Below are 20,485 nucleotides of genomic sequence, written 5' to 3'. Positions count from 1 at the left end.
CTTTCAATCAGTTTTTCTTGTATTCCGCGTCGATTTTCCCATTCTTCGTCATAATCATGTGGACAACAAACGGGACAACGACAACGATAATCGTCAGATAGCCAAGATATCCGTATCCCGTGTTGACGAGAGGAATCAGACCGAACTGCGCGATCGCAAAGGTCAGCAGCGTGAAAATCACCGCGATGATAATGGTGCGCTTCATCAGATTTTGCTTGGACACTTCCGGCGAGGCGTCTTTCCTGTTCCAGGCGTTGACATAGCGCGCAATCACGCCCGCGATCATATTGACGGCAGTCGACACCGCGCCGAGAATGATCAGGATCGAGATGACCGGGGTGAGGAACGAGGCGCCGACGCCCGTCTGGACCATCAGCAGGGTCGGAACCTGAGCGGTTTTCAGATCCGGGTTGTTGACAATGGCAATCAGGCCGACCGTGCACATGAAAATGATGAAGGCATTGACGATAAAGCCGTAAACCATTGATTTCTTGGCTTCCTTCTCGTCTTTAAACGGCTCGGCATGCTGCATCAGAAGGCCGATCGACGCCAGCTGGAAAGCTGCGTACACGAAGCACCTCCAAAACGCCGGGCCCGCCGGTGCGGGAGCGGCGGCCATCTGGCCGATGTTGGCCGAGATCGTTCCCCACTGCGCAAAGATGTTGGGAACATAGACCAGCAGCAGGCCCGCGATGATCACGACCGAAACGGTGGAAGCCGCCGCCCGGACAAGGTCGGTCCCATAAATAGTCAGTACGAAAATAATCAGGCCGATGATCACGGTGCAGACAATGTACGGAATGCCGGTCAGCGCGTGCAGCGTCGCGCCGCCCGTCGCAAAGGCCACCGACGGGGCCAGGCAGATGGTGAACAGGTAAACGAGCTCGTACAGGTTCGAAAAAATCGGTCTGGCTTTTTCTCCGAAATCGCCGTAAAACTTATCGGTAAAAGTACGATAATCATAGGTCTCGTGCCTCTTGGCATAGCGAAGGCCGTACCACTGGAAGAACGCGCCGAAAGCCTGTGCGAGAACCGGTGTAATCAGTGCCCAAATTCCAAATTTGACAAAGTAAGAATACAGCTGGGCGCCCGAGGCAAAGCCTCCGCCGAACTGCGTGGTAAACCAGACAAACGCTACGCCAATCGCGACCGGCATCTTATTTTTATTGATCATGGCAATTCTACTCCTTTTGTTAATTCTACCCCATTCATCATTTTGAAAGCCGACGTAATCATTGAGGACGCGTTTTCAGCCCATTTCCTTGAATGCCTGAAGCATGGTGCCGGCCTGTTCATAGTTCACCATCTGGCAGTCGACTTCGATGTTCACATTTCTGAGGCCGGCGGCGTCGCAGGCCCGCTTGATCGGAACATAATCGAACTCTTCCGGATCGCAGAACTTCGTCATCAGGACAATCACACCTGCCGCGTTGTGTTTTTGGGCCAGATCGACAATGAAACCAACTCGCTTTTTGTCCCTGTCATACAGCACGCTACAGTTGTCCATATCGGCAAACTTCTGCGCGAGCGCATCCAGCGGATTCGGCTTCTCCGGCACGTCCGTGCGGTACTGTCTCGACTCCTGGGCAACATCGTCCGCAACGATCTTGATCCCGTTCTTGTCGAAAATCTCCAGAAGGCCGGGGGAATCGGCGAGGATGCCGCTCGTCACCACGCGGACTTTGCCTTCGTCCGCAGGGGCTTTCTTCAGCTCCGCCGTCAGCTGCCTGACCAACGCCGTGTGTTCTTCCTTCAGCATGAACCAGGCGCTCTTAAAGACATCGCTCCTCTGGACCGCGGTGATCGCATGGTCCGCAGCCGTTTCCGCAAACTCGCGCATCGCCGCATTGTGTTCGTTGTAGATCCGGTTGGACTCCGCGAGCAAAATTTCGGAAAACTTGGCGCCGGTCGCAATCTCGAGATCACTGATGACCTTCTCATAGCTCGCCTTCGTGAATTTGACGCCGTAATCCGGTTTTCTGTTCTGCGGATAGGTCATGGGGATGAACGGAATGCCGGGGACGGCATATTTCCAATTCTGGCCCAGGCTTTTGAGAGAGTCGCACAGCGAGGGAATGACGATCGCGGAAATCCCCTCAAATTTTCCCGTGATCCCAAGCTCAAGCACCGTCTGCATAATGGAGCAGATGAACGCGGGATAATATTTCTTGGCCTCATGGACCTCCATCTCCGCGCCCCACACGCCCATCGGGACAAGGCCCATGGAATGGATGATCTCCTCCGGGGTGTAGACCGGCGCGCAAGCGACGACTTTCCTGCCCTGCGCAAGGTACTTGCCGAGCTGCTTTCTCGGAGACGCAGCAATTTCATGAAACTGAGCCAATAATTCATCGATTGCCATCTGAACGGCCTCCTTTGTTTGCTTCCATAATTTCCATCAGGCCCTGAACGCGCGTGTCGTACTGCGCCTCGGAGAAATTCCGCGGATCGGCCTGATCGCCGTCAAAGCTGACCACCGGGATGTCACAGGCCCTGCCGATCTGCCGGCTCATTTCCGCCATGAACCCGGACCAAAGCTTGCAGGAGCGGTTTGTATGCACCAGAAGGCCTTCCACGTGATTGTCTTTGCAGAGTTTGATCCTTTTATCCCTGGAAAGTTCAAGATTCATTGCATTCGGGACTCTCGCATAGGCGCGGCACATGCCGTCGAAATCGTCATAGATGAACCCGAACGCATCCGCGTAGATGGTGGTTACCATGTTGATGCCTCTGCTCTTTAGGCCTGTCGAGGTAACCCTCAGCCACGGCCAGCAGGCAATCCCTTCGAACATGATGCGGTACTTTTCTTCGCCGTGATAGGTCGAGTCGCCTTTTTCATGGTTGTCTTCGTATTCTTTCAAAAGAGTTTCCATCGCTTCCGCTGCTTCCTTTTTGCCGCGCGCGGTCACCATGACCGCCATGTGGTTCAAAAGATCGAAGCCGTTGAACGGCGAAGGAAGATACTTGGCGCAGGAGGTCGCCGCCAGCCAGGCGCGGCTGGAGCGCCCGGAAATCTCCATGACCTCCTTATACCGTTCGTCGCTCCACTTTTTGCCCGTAATCTTCTCCAGCTGATGGATCGCACCCCAGAACTGGGCTCTTATGTACTCGGTCTCCGCGTCGGACACCTCATAATCGGGGTTGAACGGGATATCGATCATGATCATGGGGATATCCAGTTCCCTGGCAATATTCTCATACCATTTGATCATGCAGTTGCAGATGTTGTTGCAGCAAAGGACGAAGTCCGGCATCGGCATGTTCTGCTCCGGCGCGTCCTTCAGTTTCATGTACGCAAGGGAAACCCTTGCGTAAGCGCAGAGGTCGTTGGAATAACCGTCCCCCTCGCTCTCGCTGCACATCCGCTCGCCGCCGCCTCTCGCGGCGATGGCTGCGGCCTGATTTTCCGGATAGCAGACGGAGAGGCCCAGGGTTTCCGGTATCTCCACGGGGAAGTTGCTTGCACACCACCCGACCATCTCGCCCCGCGCCTTCGCCTCCATGCAGTCGCTGTAAGCCTTGGCCGCAATCTGACCCAATTTGTACTTTGCCGAATTCGGGTCCGGCGCAGGTCTTTTCTTCTTAACTTCTTCACCCATCAATGAAAACCTCCTTCATAAATTGTCGTTTTGAACTTTATCATAAGCATACAGCGCCGCGCCAAGAGCGCCCATGAGCTGGGCATGTTCGCTGTACACTATTCTGACCCCCAGTTCCTTTTCCATGGCATTCCGAACGCCTGCATTTCTCGCCACTCCGCCGCTCATGCAAACCTGCTCGCGCACTCCCACCCTTTTGACCAGAGAGGCAACGCGCGCGGCAACCGACTGACAGATCCCGGCCACCAGGTCCGGAATCCGGACGCCCGACGCAAGCTGAGAGATGACTTCCGACTCCGCAAACACCGTGCAGGTGCTGGATATATTCGCCGGATGAACCGCCCTGGCCGCTTCCACCTCAAGCTGTGAAATATCAAGATGGAGGATATTGGCCATGACGTCCAGGAACCTTCCGGTTCCCGCCGCGCATTTATCGTTCATGACAAAGTTGGCCATGCGCCCCTCCTCGTTCAGCGACAACACCTTCGCATCCTGTCCGCCGATGTCGATCACCGTTCTGACATCGCCGAATTCGCGATGAACGCCTACGGCGTGGCAGGTCAGCTCGCTCAGCTGCAGGTCGGCGCCCGCGAAGGTTTTTCTTCCGTACCCCGTGGCGACCGTGAACCGAATCTCTTCCCGTCTGACTCCGCTCTCCCGAAGCGCATTCTCCATGGCGCGGGAAACACCGTCCGTGCCCACTGTGGCAACCACAATGGAGGAAGAAACGATATCTTTCCCGTCCTTTAAAATGACCGCCTTTGCAGTGGTCGATCCAATATCAACGCCCAATGTAAACATAAAAATTCCTCACCTGCTATCGTTCGCCCGATATTGTTATTTTTTTGACATATCAGGGCGCAGAATGGCATACATGTCGATAAGTATACTTGTATACATATTATCTGCTAATTATCCCATTTCGATTTGAAGGTGTTACCTTCGTTAGCCATACATGTCGATAAGTATACATGTCTACAAGTTTGTTTTGCAAATCTATTGTACCAATAGATGCTCCCGATGTAAATAGCCATTTTGGATAGAATATGCCGATTATAACTGTTCATTTTCCATAAATCGCATCCTATATTTGGATTATAAAAAGGCATTTTGACCGATAAATCCGGAATTGAAGGCCGTTCTGCACGGAATTTCCCCTGTGGTCCGCACACAGCCGGTCCATGAGTAAGCCGAAACATATTTTCCCTATTCCATTTTTTCTTTTCATATAGTAAACTAAGGAAAGGGAATAGGATCTTATTTTAAGAGAGCGGGATAATTAGATGAATGAAAATATAAAGCCAAGAAACGTTCAGCCCTATACTGCGGATGAAGTGTACAAAAAAATACGAAGGAGCATCATCAAGCTGCAGTTGGAACCGGGGCAGATGATCAGTGAGAACCAGATGTCTCAGAAATACAATGTCTCCCGTTCCGTGATCCGGAGCGCTTTTGTCCGCCTTCAGCAAATACGGTTTATTGAAATCTATCCTCAGCGCGGGACATATGTCAGCCTGATTGATCTGAATCATATCTCCGATCTTCTCATGCTGCGCACCGCGGTGGAAAAAGAAGTTATTTACGAGATGTTCACCTCTCTGAAAAAGAAGGATCGGGCCGCCCTTGTGAATGCTTTGGAATCGAATCTGGCCGAGCAGGAAAAATGCCGCAATGAACCGGATTACAACGGGAAATTTCCGTGGATCGACTCGGATTTCCATAAAACGATGATCGACAGCGTCGGCCGGTATTCCCTCGTCGAGATGCTGGCCGACGACATGCTTCATATCGCGAGATGGAGGAACTTCGATGTTGCGTTCGATCACAGAATTCCGGCGCTGATCGATCAGCACCGCGCGATCGTCGAAGCGATCAAGGCGGAAAATATGCTGCTGGCACAGAAAAAGATGGCGGATCATCTCGAAACGATATCAAATATAGCCGACAGGGCCAAAGCGAAGTTTCCAAGCTATTTTAAATAGCCTTTAGAGCGCCTGGAAGAACCCGGATAACGCCGCCTCTGCGGCCTTCCGAATCCATCCTTTCTGCATAAAAAATCAGGCAAGCCCAAAAGGGCCTGTCTGATTTTTGGTGGAGGAGGATGGAATGGGAAAAAGCAAAACCACCGTCACGTTTGCTGCTGTTATCGGAATTCTATACCACGGTAAAAGTCCACGGCCTAAAAACGTGCCGCCGGCACGTTTTCTTTACGGCCTTCCGAATCTATCCTTTCTGCATAAAAAATCAGGCAAGCCAAAAGGGCCTGTCTGATTTTTGGTGGAGGAGGATGGAATGGGAAAAAGCAAAACCACCGTCACGCTTGCTGTTGTTATCGGAATTCTATACCACGGTAAAAGTCCACGGCCTAAAAACGTGCCGCCGGCACGTTTTCTTTACGGCCTTCCGAATCCATCCTTTCTGCATAAAAAATCAGGCAAGCCCAAAAGGGCCTGTCTGATTTTTGGTGGAGGAGGATGGAATGGGAAAAAGCAAAACCATCGTCACGTTTGCTGCTGTTATCGGAATTCTATACCACGGTAAAAGTCCACGGCCTAAAAACGTGCCGCCGGCACGTTTTCTTTACGGCCTTCCGAATCCATCCTTTCTGCATAAAAAATCAGGCAAGCCAAAAGGGCCTGTCTGATTTTTGGTGGAGGAGGATGGATTCGGACCATCGAAGCCGTAAAGCAACAGATTTACAGTCTGCCCCATTTGACCGCTCTGGAACTCCTCCGTATATGGAGCCTTGTTGGAAAGCAAAGCTCCTTTTGAACTGGAGCTGGCAGACGGATTTGAACCCCCGACCTGCTGATTACAAATCAGCTGCTCTACCAACTGAGCTACGCCAGCACATGTATTCTTGGATATGATTTTTTACAGCGCTTGAATACTATAACATTTTACCGTGTCTTTGTCAAGATATTTCGTCAGAAAACCGCGTATCTTAAATATAGATAAAACAGCTCAAAAATCAGTAACAATAATCGTTATTGTTACTATTGATTTCTCTCAAACTCTATTCTATAGTATTAATAGAAAATAAAAAGGAGGCACAAGGTATGAAAGAAAAAGATATTAGGAATCTGAACGTTGAGAGCGATCCGTTCGATCCATCCAACGAGCCGCAGGGCTGGTGCTCTCCGGAGTTCCCTTCAGGTTGTCTGCTTGACACCGACTTGGAATAAACGAACACGGCGATAGAGAAATAATTTTTATCGATTTATAGAAAGTCTGCGGCGCCGCCGGCAAAAGCCGGTTGCGCCGCAGATTTTCTTATTTTTATCGCTTATATCTTTACCAGTTCATAATCCCGGTTTCCGAGTCCCAGCTTGACCGCGTGGTCGATCAGAACATTCCAGTCCGTTGTTGGGTGAACATCGGCAAAATGGTCTTGATGGACCTTTTCGCTTTTCTCCAGCAGACTGCCGGGCAGGGCCGGCTGCCGGTTGACGGCCCTGGCGCACGCGAGATCAAGCGCGACCGGATCAAAAGACGCAAACATCCCTACGTCCGGCACGATCGGGATATCGTTTTCCGCATGGCAGTCGCAGTACGGAGAGACATCGACCACCAGACTGACGTGGAACTGAGGGCGGTCATGCAGCACCGCGTAGGAATACTCGGCTATTTTTTTGTCCAGAATATCATTGGATTCGTCGGAGGCAGGCAAGACAGCATCCATGGGGCAAACGCCGATGCATCTTCCGCAGCCGACGCATAAGTCATGGTTAACGGAAGCCTTTCGGTTTTCGATGGAAATGGCGCCGTGGGCGCAGTTTTTCCTGCACGATCCGCAGCCGACACACGCCTCCTGATCCACATGGGGCTTTCCGCTGCTGTGCATTTCCATTTTTCCTGCGCGCGACCCGCAGCCCATACCGATGTTTTTCAATGTGCCCCCGATCCCGGTCGACTCGTGTCCCTTAAAGTGAGTCAGTGAAATAATGATATCCGCATCCATAATGGCGTGCCCTATCTTGGCTTCCTTTACATATTCCCCGCCTTCGACTGGTACCAGCACCTCGTCAGTCCCTTTCAGCCCGTCCGCGATCAGGATATGGCACCCGGTGGAATCGTGGGAAAAGCCGTTTCCATACGCGGAATCCAAGTGATCCAGCGCATTTTTCCGGCCTCCGACGTAAAGGGTATTGCAGTCGGTCAAAAAGGGGCTGCCGCCAAGATCCCGGACAACATCGGCCACCACTTTTGCGTAATTCGGGCGAAGAAAAGAAAGATTTCCCGGTTCGCCGAAATGGATTTTGATCGCGGCATATTTTCTATTAAAATCAATTTGCCCAACGCCCGCAGTTATCATCAGCCTCTTCAGCTTTTGAAGCAGGTTCTCGTTCAGGGTAGCGTGCATATCGGCAAAATATACTTTTGAAGTTCCCATCCTGTATCCCCCACACAGTTCTGAAATTGATGTGATCCTGATTTTTATCAATATTATATCATTGAGGCCATAGGATGAAAAGTATTTTCTAAAATTCGGGCCCGGTGTGTCCGGGAGGCAGGGCGCTGCGGCCAGTTCCAAACGGAAACCGCATTCCGACGCCATGAGCGGAACCCGCAGAATCAGCAGCGGCCAGGCTGATTATAAAATTGACTAAAAACAGAAACATCTCCAACGCACAAACAAGCTACAGTTACAAATGTTATAAAAAGCCTTTACAAATGGAATTTGTGTTGCTATGATTAGACACATTCATGAAGCTTTCTATTCATCTTTTTTGAGAACGGCAAATACAGGATGGCATATGAAGGTGTGTCTCCCGAATCGATCTCACTCCTTGCCTAAAACAGCAAAACACTTGGCGGAGTTTGAACGAACCGGTTAAAACGGGCATGAGATCTCGGAATATCCGCAACGGATTTTTGGGATGTTCAAGCTATAATTCGTATCTTTAGAAAAGCCATCGGTCTTACCTCCCTTTGATGAATCTGCAATTCATTTTAGCGGAGTGCCCGGTGTTTTTTGTTTTTTTATCCGCTATTGGAAGCAGTTTGAAGGGACGTATGTATTATGATATCATTCAAAAAGCGCGGACAGACCTGCAGGATTGGCAACTTGAATCTTTTGAATGAATCCGGGTGCAGATTTCTAATAAACGATTCCATGAAACCCTGTCCCTGCTAGCGATTTACCGTGAATACGCGCTCTGCTCAATCATATGAACGGTTTCTGGAACACACGAACATAAATTAAGTAAAGGAATCTTCATCTATGGAATTGATCGCCTCTTTAACTATTTTCGTCATTGTCATGGCGCTGGTCATGAGCGAAAAGGTAAATCGGACCATCGCCGCTCTGGCCGGCGCATCTCTCCTTCTATTATTGAGGATTTTGACCTTTGACGAGGCTCTGAGCTACATTGACTTTAACACGCTGGGCGTTCTGGTCGGCATGATGATCATCGTTGGCATCGTAAAGGATACGGGCGTTTTCGAATACCTCGCCATTTTCGCGGCCAAAAGGGTGAAAGGGGACCCTTGGAAAATTATCCTCAGCCTGAGCGTGATCACCGCCGTGATCTCCAGCTTTTTGGACAATGTCACAACCGTTCTTCTGATCGTGCCGATGACATTTGTCATCACGGACACGCTGGAGCTCGACCCCATTCCCTTTCTGATTCCGGAGGTCATTGCTTCGAATCTGGGCGGCACAGCGACTTTGATCGGGGACCCGCCGAACATCATGATCGGAAGCGCTTCCGGCCTGGGCTTTATGGACTTTCTTGCGAACCTGGGGCCCATTGTCGTCATCATTTTCGCCGTCACCTTCTTCCTGTTTTATTTTCTGTTCCGGAAACAGCTTCAGGTCAGCGAGGAAAAGAAGCTGGAAATTCTCAGCTTCGACGAAAAAAAATCGATCAAGGATGTTTCCCTGCTGAAAAAGTCCCTGGCCGTGCTGGTACTTGTGATCCTCGGCTTCTTTTTCCACGAGCAGCTCAATTACCCTTCCGCTTTGGTCGCTTTGAGCGGCGCGGCTCTTCTCCTGCTGCTGAGCCGCGAAAGCGTCGATGAAGTCTTCTTAAACATCGAATGGCCGACGCTGTTCTTTTTCGGAGGCCTTTTCATCCTCGTGGGTTCCCTGGAAAAGGTCGGCCTGATCAACAGCCTGGCGACCGTCATCGTGCAATTGACAAAGAATAATCTGCTGCTGACCGGAATCATCATCATTTGGTTTTCCGCGCTGGCATCCTCCGTTCTGGACAATATTCCTCTCGTGGCAACGCTGATCCCGCTTATCAAGGCGATGGGAGCCCAGGGCATGAACATCTCGCCTCTCTGGTGGGCGATTTCCCTCGGCGCCTGCCTCGGCGGAAACGGCACGCTCATCGGCGCCTCGGCCAACGTGGTCGTGGCCGGGCTCGCGGAAAAGCACGGCTACAAGCTGACCTTTGCACGCTTCACGAAATACGGCATGCCTTTGATGATCGTGTCAATTATTTTGTCAACCCTCTATCTTATTTTGTTTTATTTGCTATAATAGGAGGTGAGGGGGATGCAGTCTATGAATAATTTGTCTGCCGATCAGGAAGAAATCGATATAAAGCTGACACAGATGGGGGCCAACGTGACCAGCCTGCACGGAATCATCAGTTTTATCCGTTTCAGCTTTGATCAAACGGAACTGCTCTATGTATATAACATCAACGCGAAAAACAAGTATTTTCTTCAGATGGTAAAGCCTTACCCTGCGGCTTCCGGCGTCTTTTCAAAACCGCAGGAGATTGTACAGTACATTAAAAACGACATCAAACAATTCAAAAACGCAAGCAACAGCAATGTGTTCGGTGAATTTGTCGCCGTCAACCAGAGTCTTTACGATTCCGCCCAAAAGATCAAGGACGTCTTTATGACCCACAATATTCCGAAGGACAGGATGCTGGAAGTCAAAGAGAAAATCAAGGAGATTTCAGACCTGCTTAACGAGATCCAAAGCACCAGTTCTCCCCTTTGACTGTCCTTAAGGAAAATCTCCGGTCCATACGTCAGGAGAATTTGCCGCATCGGATTGCCCTCCGGCGACCGGTTCTTTTCGGCACATTGCTTACAACAGAGGTCCCCTGCAGCAGGAATGGCTGCAGGGGACCTCTGTTGTAAATTTCCGCTTTAAAAAGGCGGGAAACTTTTTTGCACTTTGCCATGAAAGAGCGAAGGAACTCAGATCCTTGGAATAATCGTCTGTATTTTTTGCAGTCTTGGCGCCAGGAGAACGACGACGAACGGGGTGAGCGCAATCGGCACAACATCCGCAATGCCGATCCAGACAACGCAGTACCAGTAACCCAGCCCGGAAAAGAAAGAGAGAGAAAAGCTCGTTGTGAGAATCATCAGGCAGCCGAACAGAAGAGACCAGAACATCGATTTCCCGATAAACCCCTTCTTGTTTTCCATGTACTCGTCAAGGGTCTTATTCTTCAGCATAATCAGCGCGGGAAGCGCCGCGCTCAGCCCAACCGTGATTCCGTCCGCCAGCAGCGTGTGGGGCGCGATGAAGTACCCGCCCAGAAGCGACCAGACCAGCGTGCCGATATAGCCGGAGAAGAAGCCGGTGACGGGCCCGAAAAGAAACCCGATGGTCACGATGACAAATGCGAACGTTCTGAAATGGACCGCGCCCGGAATCAGGGGGATCGGGCTGCCGTATGCCCACAGAACCCCTGTAAAAACTCCGAAAATTGCGAAAAAGATGATGTTGACGAACGAGAATTTCCTTTTTGTAGCCATAACTACTCTCCTTAATAAATTGTTTTTAAAAATGCCGCAAAAATATTGTGAAGCTCCCCGACCGCATAGTCGAGCAGCTTTTTGCCCTTTTCCGCCGTCGCATAGGTCGGCGCCCCGATCACGCCGCTTTTCGTCACATCGCTTGTCTTCCAGCCAGCCGTGTACGGACCCAGAATGGTAACATAATCGTTGTCCCTCAGGCTCTCCACAGGGTCCTCGTCCACCGCAAGCTCCATATGCACCGTTTCCGGCCTGATGGCAAGCATCAGAGACGTTTCAAGCTCGCACGCGTGAAAAACGCCGTAGGTCCCCGACTGTTTCAGGCCCTTCAGCCCCTTGTTCCAGAACGGCGTAAACCACCAGTCAAAAACAAAGACGTCCAGCCCGAAGTCGATCCTCATGTCCCGGCTGATCAGATTCAGCATGTCCGTGTTCCCGCCGTGGCTGTTGAACAGCACGAGCTTTTGAAACCCGCTCTTTGAAACGGCTGCCGCGATATCGTGCAGCAGCGAGTAATAGGTCTGCGTTCCAAAGGTGATGGTGCCCGGAAAGCCCATATGCTCATTGCTTTTTCCCACGCAGAGCTGCGGGGCAAAAATGAGATTTCCCTCGTCGAAGTCCTGCTTCTCTACGATAAGGTCGATCAGCGCGGAAAGGATGATCGAATCCGTTCCCACGGGAAGGTGGGGGCCGTGCTGCTCCGTCGCGCCTGTCGGCAGCAGTACAATCGTCCTGGATTTGTCAAGCTGCGCGATTTCGTCCCGGGTCAGATTTTCCCATTTGGCAATCATAATTGCTCTCCTCTTTTTCTTACAGTTTGATGTAGAACATGATTTGCAGAACAACCGCCGCGGCGGTGGAGACAACCGTGACGGCAACAAAGGCCGTATCCCTCCAGGTGGGCCGGATCACCTTATAGGAGGAGCGCCTGACCTTAAAGTCGAGCTTGTAATAATGCATGGCAAGCGAAATACTGTGTCCCTTTCCCAACACGCGGAACAGAAGCGGGAGAGAAACGATCACATAATTTTTCATTTTCGCAAACGCGCCGCACTTTTCCACTTCCAGTCCCCGGGAACTCTGCGCTTCCATGATCGTGTCGAATTCCTTGATGATCATGGGGATGATCTGAAAGACAAGCCCGACCCCGAAAGCAACCGAATAAGGCACCTTCCACAAACGGAGGCCTGAGATGATCTGGCTGAAATTCGTCGACAGGATCACCGTATAAAATACGGAGATCATCAGAAAGACCCGCATGTCAAAGACGGCGCCTTTGTAAAGGTCGAACCATTCCAGGCTGAATATGCAGTCCCTGCCGAACAGGGAGAATGCCCGGCGGGACAATACGGGACCGATGTTCACCGTAAAGGCGCCCAGAACAAGCCAGAGAAGGAAGATAAACAAAAGAAGGACTTTTACCTTCGCGGCCAGAACGGCAATGTATTTTCCGATATGGCTGGTCCCCCAGATGACCAAAAAAACGAGGAACAGAAAAAGAAGCGATACGCCGCTTTTCACAAAAGAAGTCAATACGGAAATAACGATAAAAAAGAAGAATTTAGTTCTGGGGTCCAGCCGGTGCAGAAAGGAATCCATCTCCACATATTGTAAAAAATCATTCATTCTTGATCCCTCCATGCCGCATCAGAACGGCAGGCGGAAATCCTGCCGGCGGCCTCTCCGACAAAGGAGCCGACATCGCAGCAAACCTCGGAAAAACCGAAGTATTTCGACAGCAGCACAACGGGCGGTAGCGAGATGTTGATTTTTTCAAAAAGTTCATCCCGTTCCGCCATGGAGGCCCTGGAAGCATACGCCAGCTTCACGCCGTTGTTGAGCACGAGGATCCGGTCGGACACCTGGAAGACCAGCGGGATCTCGTGGCTGATGATGATGACCGTTTTGCCTCTTTGTGCCAAGTTCCGGATGATGTTCTCCAGCTGACTTTTGATGTGCAGGTCCATTCCGAGCGTCGGCTCATCGAGGATCACGACCTCCGCACTGGAAAAAAGGACGGACAGAATGGTCAGCAGATGCTTTTTGCCCATGGAAAGATTGAGCGGAAGCTCGTCCTTCACCTCGAGCAGCCCGTACCGCTCCAGCACGTCCAGAGCTTCGGCCTCGGAAAACTCGACGCCCTGGGCACGCGCGCAGAACGTCAGCTCCTTCATCACCGATTCCTCAAACAGCATGTGCTCCGGGTTCTGAAACACCAGGATGATGTCGCGGCTGATCTGCGCGACCGATTTGCCGGCGGTCCCGACCCCCTTGTACCGGACCGTCCCCTCGGTGGGCCGGTACAGGCCGTTCAGATGTTTGACAAAAGTGGTTTTTCCGGAACCGTTCTGGCCGATGATCGAAATCACCTTTCCGGGCCCGAATCCGGCGCTCACGTCAATCAGCGCGTGGAAACCGTCCTGAAAGGTCTTGCTGATTCCCTCCGCCCTGAGAATTTCATCCCCGTCATCCGACGATGCGGCCGGAATCGGCCGCGGTTTCCCCGACGGAAGATAGCGGCCCAGAACCCGCTTCGCTCCGTCCACGGTGTCGAACAGCTCCAGTCCCTCTATCTTTTCCGAGAGCCTTCGGTAGATTTCGACTTCCTGGGGAACCGTCACCCCAAGCGTTTCCTGAATCGCGAAATCCCTGAAAAATTCGTCTTTCGTCCCGTTAAACACAACGCGCCCCTCGGAAAGCCCGATGACATGGTCGACAATTCCGGAAAACCAGTCGAGATTGTTGTCCACGATCACGGTGGTCTGCCCGGTTTCCCTCAGCTGGTTCAGGATCGACTGGATCATTCTCTTCCCCTCCGGGTCCAGGGAGCTGACGGGCTCGTCCATAATGAGAATGTCGGGGCGCATCGCCAGCACGGAGGCAATGCAGACAGCCTGGCGCTGACCGCCGGACAATGTGGCGACCGAGCGCCGCCTCAGGTGCTGAATGTTGAGAAGGTCCAGAACGTATTCCACGCGCTCCGCGATTTTCCCGCTCTCCAGCCCCATATTTTCGATTCCGAACGAGATCGCATCCTCCACGCCGTAGCCGAACAGCTGGTTTTCAGGGGACTGGCTGACAACGGAAATGCTGATGTCCTTTCCCACGTCGAAGCTGCCCTCATAAACGCCCATCGGCATCAGTTCGGGGATGACGCCGCTCAGGATATTCACCAGAGTTGTCTTGCCGCATCCGCTCGGCCCCACGATCGCGGTCACCTGCGCTTCGCGGATTTCAAAGCTGACGTCCTTCAGGACCGCCTCCGCATTCGGTTTGTATTGATAGCTGATATTTTTAATCGAGAAACCCAAATTTTTTATCTCCTATCGTAATTCGTGCCTAAGGCTCACCGGGACGGCCTGACCGGGAACACGGGCAGCTTTTCCAAAAAAATGATATCGCTGCGGTTCGCCGAATCCCCTTCCGCGAGGATTGCGGCTTTTCCTGCGATTTTGCCTCCGGCTTTTTTCACCAGCGCCTCCATGGCCTTGACGGAATCCCCCGTGCTGATCACGTCGTCGACGATCAGGATCCGCTTTCCCCGGATCAGCTCGCTTTCCTCCTTTTCAAGGCACAGGATCTGCTTTGCCTGCGTCGTGATCGAGTAGACTTCCGTGACGACGGGATCCGTCATGTAAGGCTTGATGCTCTTTCTCGCCACGAAATACCGGCTCATGCCGAGAAGACGCGCAAGCTCCTGCACCAAAGGGATTCCCTTTGCCTCCGCGGTGATCAGGTAATCCACTTCCGGAATTTTCCCGCTGAGTTCCTGCGCCGCCCGGATCACCAGCTCCGCGTCCCCGAGAATGACGAAGCTCGCGATCGACAGGGAATCGGTGATTCTGATCACCGGCAGCTTCCTCGTCAGGCCCGCGACGTGAAGTTCATATGTTTCGTTCATCTTCCAGCCCCCTGTAAAAATAAAAAAGCAGACCGGGAACGGTGTTCCCAGCCTGCCTGCAGACAAAATGACAAAAGCCGACAGAGCGACCTTTCTTCGGCTGCCCTGTCCGACGACAAATAAGAACACCATAGCGTAGGCAATTTACGGTTGCCACATAGAAACGTCCACACCGTATCTGTGGACTTATATGGAGTATTTCAATATTCAATTATGAGCCTGAACTTTGCAACGTAACGATTATAGCATGCCGCTCCCGCGTTATCAATCATTAATTGCAATATTTATTTTTCCTGATTTTATCTGAAAAGAGAAACCTTCCCTTTTCGGGAATAAACGCCGGTATCAGCGGCAAAATGTTTACGGCCTTTTTCCGCCGAATTTTGCGTACCAGCAATCCGGATAGAGCGCGCCGGCGTTTTCGGAAACCTTCGGCGTGTCCACGGACGCATTCTCCCCCCGCCGGAGCCGCCTTGCAAAAATCACGGTGCGAAATCCGTCGAACTCATACGAGCAGGTGGAAAGGGTCAAAAGGGTGTCCGATGTTTTCAGATCAACGGGGATGTTGAGCACGGAGCGGATCCGCACCCGGCCGAGAAAGTCCGAAAAATCTTTCGGGGAAGCAAATTTGGTTTTTTGGTAATCGAACGGCTCTCCCTGCGAAGGGTCCGTATTGACCTTGATGACCGCGAAGATCTTCCATGCGGCCGTATCGTTCCCAAGGCGGAACTGAATCACGGGATGCAGGTCATAAAAGCGAGGTTCCTGGTAATCCAGCAGAGGCGCGAACATTCTTCCGTCTTTCATGCTGTGCCCGTAAAGGATGATGTTCTTTTGACTTGTAGAACCTGAATACAGAAAAATGCTTCCGTATTTCGTCTCATTGCCCTCCCAGTCGTGCGTCAGGTAATAATCCGGCCGGTCCTTCGGAGGGCAAAGCACCGGGTCGTCAATAGCCGTGCCGGGGATCGTGATCCAACCTTTCACATCCCGGTTCGCCGCCTGAAGCTCGGAAAAAGAAAGCTTTTTCTCCTCCGGCGCGGAAGAAAAGGAAGCAGAGGAGGAACTCTGCGGCACCGACGAGGAAGCGCCGCGATAGAGCGACCGGGCCTTTGCCAGCCCCTCGTCCGACTGTTTCGGCAGGGTGTACAGGCGGTGGAACAGAATGCCGCAGCAAACGGCAAACGCGCACAGGCTGAGGAAAAAGACGGCATGCCAAGCATTTTGCCGGAAAGACGCCTCTTTCAGAAGGACGGTTTTCCGAAAAGCCGCTTCCTTTAACAGGGCAGTTCTCCGGAACGCCTCTCTTTTCAGCCGGTCCGCTCCCCGCCGGACGGCGCTTCCGATGCGCCGGAAGCGCCGGGAAAACTTTGGTGATCTTATTTTCATCGACTCCCACCCTTCCGTAATCTTTATCGTAGCACGGCATGGCGCGGCGATCAAACGCTGTTTGTTTAAAATCCGGTTAAATGACCGGACCGGCGGATTCCGAAAAACATCCGGGGGCAGACTTCTTTTTACTGAAAAAGCGGAAAAACGCTCCTTCCTCAAATATTAAACCGGCTTTAACACCGGCATAACTTTCCAAGAATGAAGATACGGTACAATTTTATCGACAATAAAAATGTCTGAAATATGAGGAGGTAAATTTCCATGCCTACGAACAAAAAAACGATTCGGGCCATGGCGGCGGCCCTGTGCTCTTTGGCGGTCCTGTGCGGCACCGCCGCGCAGGGCACCGCGGCGCACGCCGCAGAGGCGGGCGGTTCGCCCTACAACATCACCGTCGGGGTCGGCAGCAGCGATTCGGAAGCCCGTTTCTGCTGGATCAGCGGCAGTTCCGCCGCCGGCGAGCTTCAGATCGCCAAAACCGGAGATGTAAAGGGCGGCAGCTTTCCAGCCAATGCCGCCAAACAGGCGTCGACGAAACTGGTGACAGCCACCGAAGGCGTTCTGGACAATCCCGGCAACACCGACCATCCGGTCAGTTCCTTTACAGACGCCGGCGGCGCCGCCCTGACTGATGAATATTCCAGCCAAGTGACGGTCGGGAGCCTTGCGCCGGACACCTCCTATTCGTACCGCGTGGGGGACGGGACGACATGGAGCCCCGTTTATACATTCCAAACAAAGAGCACGGCAAAGGGATTTTCCTTCGCGGCGTTCGGCGACCCACAGGTCGGCGCGAGCGGAAATCTCGCCAACGACCAGGCCGGATGGGCAAACACGCTGAATAAAGTCTATTCGAAATTCCCGAACGTCAACTTCCTGTTCTCCATGGGCGACCAGGTGAACGACTACGACCATCTTTATACCCAGCAGCAGGAGTATAAAGCGTTTTTCAACCCGGAATCGTCTGCCAATTACCTTCAGACGCACCTTCTCGCGGCGTATTCCGGAAACCATGATTTCCAGATGGGCAGGTATTACAGCTTCCATTACAACCAGCCCAACCTTTCGACGCTCGGGCAGACCCAGACCAACAATGTCCCGGACAACAACGGCGACTACTGGTTCCGGTACGGCAGCACCCTGTTCATGGTTCTGGAAGGCAACAATTTCTATGATGTCTCCGCGCACGATGCGTTTATGAAGCAGGCGATCAGCGCCAACCAGAACGCGAAATGGAAGATCGTCTCGTTCCATCAGGCCCCCTACAGCGAGGCAAACCACGACGGGGCGACCAGCTCCGACGACGACGTCATGTTCATGCGCAACAACTGGACAAAGCTGATGGACAAATACGCGGTCGACGTCGTGCTGAACGGCCACGACCACTACTATACCCGCTCGTTCCAGATGTACGGCGGTTCCCCCGTGAATACGGTCAAGACCAACAAGGTGACCAATCCCAAAGGCACCGTCTACTTCACCCTCGACTCCGGCAGCGGCAGCAAATACTATAAATACAACACGACCGCCGACCACTCCTTCAGCGCGTTCGGCTGGCAGAACAACGTGCCGACCTACACTTACGTCAGCGTGACGGACGGCGCGATCTCACTTTCGACCTACGCCACAAGCTCCGATACGCCGATCGACACCTACACGATCACGAAATCAGCGGCGGCTCCGGCGGCGGCCTCCGTCAAGCCGGCCGGAACAGCTTCCAATCCGAAAACCGGCGACAGGAAAGGCAGCGACAGCGCCGTCTTCGCAATTGCCGCCGTCGCCCTGCTGGCCGCGCTCCTCAGCGCCGTCATGATTCTCCGGAAAAAAGCGGCCCGCGGCTGACGCTTCAAGGCCCGTAAAACGAGGCGGGCATCTTTTCGGACAGCCTCATTACACCAATCCGTGCAATGGGGTTGTCCTCTTTATTAAAGCAAGGGGGGAAAACCGGCGTGCCGAACATTCCGATCAAAAATTTTTGGAAAGCGGGGGCCTCACTGCTTCTGCTGTGCGCCTATCTTTTCGTCGCATACGCCGCGAGCCGGCACCAGGCCTATTACGACCCTTACAGCCTGTCCGGCAACGACAAGATCTCGTTCGAGAAAGCGAAAGTGGTCTCCGTGGAGTCCGAAGAAGCCAAAAAGGATGAGAAGCATCCCGGTCTGCTGATCGGTTCGCAGAACATCACAGTGCGGCTTCTGACCGGCGGCCGCAAAGGCAGCACTTTTCCAGTCATCAACAATCTGAATTACGACACGAACTATTACGTGAAACCCGGCCAGACCGTCATTGTATCCGTCAGTGAAACCGGCGACGGAAAAACCATCAACGTCAATGTCAATTCTCCGGACAGGACGCCTTTCCTCTATCTCCTGGCGGGCATTTTCGTCCTGCTTCTGTGCTGGGCGGGCGGCAGAAGCGGGTTCAAGTCCGTCCTCGCCATCGGGTTTACGGTAACAAGCACGGTCTTTGTTTTTATTCCGCTGCTTTATATCGGCGTGGCGCCCGCGGCCGCGGCGCTGATCTTCGCCGCCGTCACGGCCTGCGTCACACTCTTTCTGGTGGGAGGCTTCGAGTGGAAAAGCCTGGTCGCCATCCTCGGCACGGTGGGCGGCGTGGCCGCCGCTTCCGGGATCGAAGCCCTGTTCGGCATGCTGACGCGGACTTCCGGATACACGTTCGCGGACACGGACTCGCTTCTGGCAATCTCCTCCCACAGCGGGCTGAAGGTGGGCAGCCTGTTCTTCGCCGCCGTGCTGATCTCATCGCTCGGGGCGGTGATGGACATCGCGATCTCGGTGGCCGCCGCCGTCAACGAAATCCATGCGAGGGACCCTCAGGCCGACGGAAAGGCCCTTTTCGCCTCCGGCATGAATGTGGGCCGGGACATGCTGGGCACCATGGCCAACACGCTGATCCTCGCGTTCACGGGCTCCTCCCTGGTTATGCTGGTCCAGATCTACACCTACAACATGCCGTATTTTCAGGTGATGAATTCCAATTCGATCACAGCGGAGATTTTGCAGGCGCTGACCGGAAGCACCGCCGTGGTCCTGACGGCGCCGCTCGTCTCCCTGCTCTCTGCAAAGCTGCTCCCTCTTCTCGGAAAAGGCCGGGACCGCGGGGAGCCGGACGGGTTATGAAGATATTACGATTCTTCCATGTGATCCGGCAGCAATCATTCCCTGCGGTCGCGCTGCGCGGAAATTCAAAGACCTCATAAAAAACATTTGACAATTATCTTTGCTTCATCTATACTGAGTGTAAGTGCCTGACCAGTGTAGTCGGGCATATTTTTTTAAAACGAGGAATGCCAATTGAATCATCAGGACAAAACGCTAATCTGTAAAGACTGCGGCCAAGAATTTGTATTCACTGCAAGCGAGCAGGACTTCTTCGAAGAAAAGGGATTCACGAACGAACCGCAAAGGTGTAAATCCTGCCGCGATGCCCGTAAAAATTCCGGGCATTCCCGGCGCGAAATGTATGACGCGGTCTGCGCTTCTTGCGGAAAGCCCTGCAAAGTACCGTTTCAGCCGTCTTCAGGCCGTCCGGTTTATTGCAGCGACTGCTTCTCAAAGCGGCGGTAAAGCCCCAAATACGCTCTTCGGAGCCGTATTTTTTCACGCAGTTCGGAGGTTCGGCCAGCATTTTGGCCGGACCTCCTTGCTATTTTCCGGCATCTAATTGCCGATGACGGCCTGCCACCTCTTGACTGCGGCAGAGCAAATCGCGGTTTGGTATCACATCAATGTTACGCGGCGGCTGGCGGTCCCCTCGAATACACACCGTGCAGTTTGCGCTTAGACTGCACGCGAAATTCATTCTCCCCTTCCGGATACAGTTTGCGGCCCAATACGAA

20 protein-coding genes, 2 tRNA genes and 1 riboswitch are annotated in these 20,485 nt (G+C 52.8%); of the genes, 9 read left to right on the top strand and 13 right to left on the bottom strand.

Going from position 1 to position 20,485, the window contains the following annotated elements:
- Positions 1 to 7: 7 nt before the first annotated feature.
- From VA597_RS01945 to VA597_RS01930, 4 genes are all read right to left on the bottom strand, one after another.
- A complete protein-coding gene (locus VA597_RS01945; RefSeq protein ID WP_128741385.1) occupies positions 8 to 1,174 on the bottom strand; it encodes a YkvI family membrane protein in 1,167 nt (388 codons plus the stop codon).
- Positions 1,175 to 1,249: 75 nt separating this feature from the next.
- Complete coding sequence (locus VA597_RS01940; protein WP_128741384.1) at positions 1,250 to 2,362, bottom strand: 2-hydroxyacyl-CoA dehydratase subunit D; 1,113 nt, start codon at positions 2,360 to 2,362, stop codon at positions 1,250 to 1,252.
- Positions 2,349 to 3,599 (bottom strand): 2-hydroxyacyl-CoA dehydratase subunit D, encoded by a 1,251-nt coding sequence (locus VA597_RS01935; protein WP_128741383.1) that lies wholly within the window; start codon positions 3,597 to 3,599, stop codon positions 2,349 to 2,351. Before VA597_RS01935 ends, VA597_RS01940 begins: the two co-directional genes overlap by 14 nt.
- 15 nt (positions 3,600 to 3,614) lie before the next feature.
- Positions 3,615 to 4,400 (bottom strand): acyl-CoA dehydratase activase, encoded by a 786-nt coding sequence (locus tag VA597_RS01930; protein ID WP_128741382.1) that lies wholly within the window; start codon positions 4,398 to 4,400, stop codon positions 3,615 to 3,617.
- A 482-nt stretch (positions 4,401 to 4,882) separates the two neighbouring features.
- On the opposite strand from VA597_RS01930, the gene VA597_RS01925 reads away from it, so the two are divergent.
- The 3 genes from VA597_RS01925 to VA597_RS01915 all read left to right on the top strand — a co-directional run bounded on the left by VA597_RS01925 (position 4,883) and on the right by VA597_RS01915 (position 6,243).
- Positions 4,883 to 5,581, top strand: a complete 699-nt coding sequence (locus VA597_RS01925) for a GntR family transcriptional regulator (RefSeq protein ID WP_128741381.1) — start codon at positions 4,883 to 4,885, stop codon at positions 5,579 to 5,581.
- Positions 5,582 to 5,705: 124 nt separating this feature from the next.
- A complete protein-coding gene (locus tag VA597_RS01920; protein ID WP_164918919.1) occupies positions 5,706 to 5,870 on the top strand; it encodes a hypothetical protein in 165 nt (54 codons plus the stop codon).
- Positions 5,871 to 6,078: 208 nt separating this feature from the next.
- Positions 6,079 to 6,243, top strand: coding sequence for a hypothetical protein (locus VA597_RS01915; protein WP_164918918.1), 165 nt, complete (start codon positions 6,079 to 6,081; stop codon positions 6,241 to 6,243).
- Positions 6,244 to 6,247: 4 nt separating this feature from the next.
- Here the strand turns inward: VA597_RS01915 and VA597_RS01910 are convergent.
- Together VA597_RS01910 and VA597_RS01905 are read right to left on the bottom strand one after the other, a co-directional pair.
- Positions 6,248 to 6,333 (bottom strand) — tRNA-Tyr (locus VA597_RS01910).
- Between the two features lie 40 nt (positions 6,334 to 6,373).
- A tRNA-Thr gene (locus tag VA597_RS01905) sits at positions 6,374 to 6,449 on the bottom strand.
- 209 nt (positions 6,450 to 6,658) lie between these two features.
- On the opposite strand from VA597_RS01905, the gene VA597_RS01900 reads away from it, so the two are divergent.
- A complete protein-coding gene (locus VA597_RS01900) occupies positions 6,659 to 6,784 on the top strand; it encodes a hypothetical protein (protein ID WP_256372435.1) in 126 nt (41 codons plus the stop codon).
- A 101-nt stretch (positions 6,785 to 6,885) separates the two neighbouring features.
- On the opposite strand, the gene VA597_RS01895 is transcribed toward VA597_RS01900, so the two are convergent.
- Entirely contained in the window at positions 6,886 to 7,992 is a 1,107-nt protein-coding gene (locus VA597_RS01895; RefSeq protein WP_128741380.1) for a DUF362 domain-containing protein, read from the bottom strand.
- Positions 7,993 to 8,823: 831 nt separating this feature from the next.
- Between VA597_RS01895 and VA597_RS01890 the strand changes: the two genes are divergently transcribed.
- Together VA597_RS01890 and VA597_RS01885 are read left to right on the top strand one after the other, a co-directional pair.
- The gene (locus VA597_RS01890) at positions 8,824 to 10,089 is read left to right on the top strand and encodes an ArsB/NhaD family transporter (RefSeq protein ID WP_128741379.1); all 1,266 of its coding nucleotides are present in this window, start codon (positions 8,824 to 8,826) and stop codon (positions 10,087 to 10,089) included.
- Positions 10,090 to 10,113: 24 nt separating this feature from the next.
- Entirely contained in the window at positions 10,114 to 10,563 is a 450-nt protein-coding gene (locus VA597_RS01885) for a hypothetical protein (RefSeq protein WP_128741378.1), read from the top strand.
- Between the two features lie 203 nt (positions 10,564 to 10,766).
- On the opposite strand, the gene VA597_RS01880 is transcribed toward VA597_RS01885, so the two are convergent.
- The 6 genes from VA597_RS01880 to VA597_RS01855 form a co-directional block, all read right to left on the bottom strand.
- Positions 10,767 to 11,333 (bottom strand): aminotriazole resistance protein, encoded by a 567-nt coding sequence (locus VA597_RS01880; RefSeq protein ID WP_128741377.1) that lies wholly within the window; start codon positions 11,331 to 11,333, stop codon positions 10,767 to 10,769.
- 11 nt (positions 11,334 to 11,344) lie between these two features.
- Positions 11,345 to 12,124, bottom strand: coding sequence for a creatininase family protein (locus tag VA597_RS01875; RefSeq protein WP_128741376.1), 780 nt, complete (start codon positions 12,122 to 12,124; stop codon positions 11,345 to 11,347).
- Positions 12,125 to 12,143: 19 nt separating this feature from the next.
- Positions 12,144 to 12,959: an energy-coupling factor transporter transmembrane component T family protein gene (locus VA597_RS01870; protein WP_128741375.1), complete on the bottom strand. Its 816-nt coding sequence runs from the start codon at positions 12,957 to 12,959 to the stop codon at positions 12,144 to 12,146.
- Positions 12,956 to 14,644, bottom strand: coding sequence for an ABC transporter ATP-binding protein (locus VA597_RS01865; RefSeq protein WP_128741374.1), 1,689 nt, complete (start codon positions 14,642 to 14,644; stop codon positions 12,956 to 12,958). The genes VA597_RS01870 and VA597_RS01865 overlap by 4 nt, the downstream gene beginning before the upstream one ends.
- Positions 14,645 to 14,679: 35 nt before the next feature.
- Complete coding sequence (locus VA597_RS01860) at positions 14,680 to 15,234, bottom strand: phosphoribosyltransferase family protein (RefSeq protein ID WP_128741373.1); 555 nt, start codon at positions 15,232 to 15,234, stop codon at positions 14,680 to 14,682.
- 111 nt (positions 15,235 to 15,345) lie between these two features.
- Positions 15,346 to 15,448, bottom strand: a riboswitch (purine riboswitch).
- Between the two features lie 146 nt (positions 15,449 to 15,594).
- Entirely contained in the window at positions 15,595 to 16,623 is a 1,029-nt protein-coding gene (locus VA597_RS01855; RefSeq protein WP_128741372.1) for a class B sortase, read from the bottom strand.
- A gap of 264 nt (positions 16,624 to 16,887) precedes the next feature.
- Between VA597_RS01855 and VA597_RS01850 the strand changes: the two genes are divergently transcribed.
- The 3 genes from VA597_RS01850 to VA597_RS01840 all read left to right on the top strand — a co-directional run bounded on the left by VA597_RS01850 (position 16,888) and on the right by VA597_RS01840 (position 20,213).
- Positions 16,888 to 18,468, top strand: coding sequence for a purple acid phosphatase family protein (locus VA597_RS01850; RefSeq protein WP_326975013.1), 1,581 nt, complete (start codon positions 16,888 to 16,890; stop codon positions 18,466 to 18,468).
- A 107-nt stretch (positions 18,469 to 18,575) separates the two neighbouring features.
- Positions 18,576 to 19,766: a YibE/F family protein gene (locus tag VA597_RS01845; RefSeq protein WP_164918917.1), complete on the top strand. Its 1,191-nt coding sequence runs from the start codon at positions 18,576 to 18,578 to the stop codon at positions 19,764 to 19,766.
- 174 nt (positions 19,767 to 19,940) lie between these two features.
- On the top strand, positions 19,941 to 20,213 hold the full coding sequence (locus VA597_RS01840) for a zinc-ribbon domain containing protein (RefSeq protein ID WP_128741369.1): 273 nt from the start codon (positions 19,941 to 19,943) through the stop codon (positions 20,211 to 20,213).
- Positions 20,214 to 20,485 lie beyond the last annotated feature (272 nt).

The organism is Caproicibacter sp. BJN0012, assembly GCF_035986805.1.
Classification (GTDB): domain Bacteria; phylum Bacillota; class Clostridia; order Oscillospirales; family Acutalibacteraceae; genus Caproicibacter.
This window is presented reverse-complemented; position numbering and strand designations above follow the sequence as displayed.

Bases quoted from the DNA above. Each gene is read 5' to 3' on its own strand.
- VA597_RS01945 (WP_128741385.1), bottom strand. From the start codon at position 1,174: ATGATCAATAAAAATAAGATGCCGGTCGCGATTGGCGTAGCGTTTGTC.
- VA597_RS01940 (WP_128741384.1), bottom strand. From the start codon at position 2,362: ATGGCAATCGATGAATTATTGGCTCAGTTTCATGAAATTGCTGCGTCT.
- VA597_RS01935 (WP_128741383.1), bottom strand. From the start codon at position 3,599: ATGGGTGAAGAAGTTAAGAAGAAAAGACCTGCGCCGGACCCGAATTCG.
- VA597_RS01930 (WP_128741382.1), bottom strand. From the start codon at position 4,400: ATGTTTACATTGGGCGTTGATATTGGATCGACCACTGCAAAGGCGGTC.
- VA597_RS01925 (WP_128741381.1), top strand. From the start codon at position 4,883: ATGAATGAAAATATAAAGCCAAGAAACGTTCAGCCCTATACTGCGGAT.
- VA597_RS01920 (WP_164918919.1), top strand. From the start codon at position 5,706: ATGGGAAAAAGCAAAACCACCGTCACGTTTGCTGCTGTTATCGGAATT.
- VA597_RS01915 (WP_164918918.1), top strand. From the start codon at position 6,079: ATGGGAAAAAGCAAAACCATCGTCACGTTTGCTGCTGTTATCGGAATT.
- VA597_RS01900 (WP_256372435.1), top strand. From the start codon at position 6,659: ATGAAAGAAAAAGATATTAGGAATCTGAACGTTGAGAGCGATCCGTTC.
- VA597_RS01895 (WP_128741380.1), bottom strand. From the start codon at position 7,992: ATGGGAACTTCAAAAGTATATTTTGCCGATATGCACGCTACCCTGAAC.
- VA597_RS01890 (WP_128741379.1), top strand. From the start codon at position 8,824: ATGGAATTGATCGCCTCTTTAACTATTTTCGTCATTGTCATGGCGCTG.
- VA597_RS01885 (WP_128741378.1), top strand. From the start codon at position 10,114: ATGAATAATTTGTCTGCCGATCAGGAAGAAATCGATATAAAGCTGACA.
- VA597_RS01880 (WP_128741377.1), bottom strand. From the start codon at position 11,333: ATGGCTACAAAAAGGAAATTCTCGTTCGTCAACATCATCTTTTTCGCA.
- VA597_RS01875 (WP_128741376.1), bottom strand. From the start codon at position 12,124: ATGATTGCCAAATGGGAAAATCTGACCCGGGACGAAATCGCGCAGCTT.
- VA597_RS01870 (WP_128741375.1), bottom strand. From the start codon at position 12,959: ATGAATGATTTTTTACAATATGTGGAGATGGATTCCTTTCTGCACCGG.
- VA597_RS01860 (WP_128741373.1), bottom strand. From the start codon at position 15,234: ATGAACGAAACATATGAACTTCACGTCGCGGGCCTGACGAGGAAGCTG.
- VA597_RS01855 (WP_128741372.1), bottom strand. From the start codon at position 16,623: ATGAAAATAAGATCACCAAAGTTTTCCCGGCGCTTCCGGCGCATCGGA.
- VA597_RS01850 (WP_326975013.1), top strand. From the start codon at position 16,888: ATGCCTACGAACAAAAAAACGATTCGGGCCATGGCGGCGGCCCTGTGC.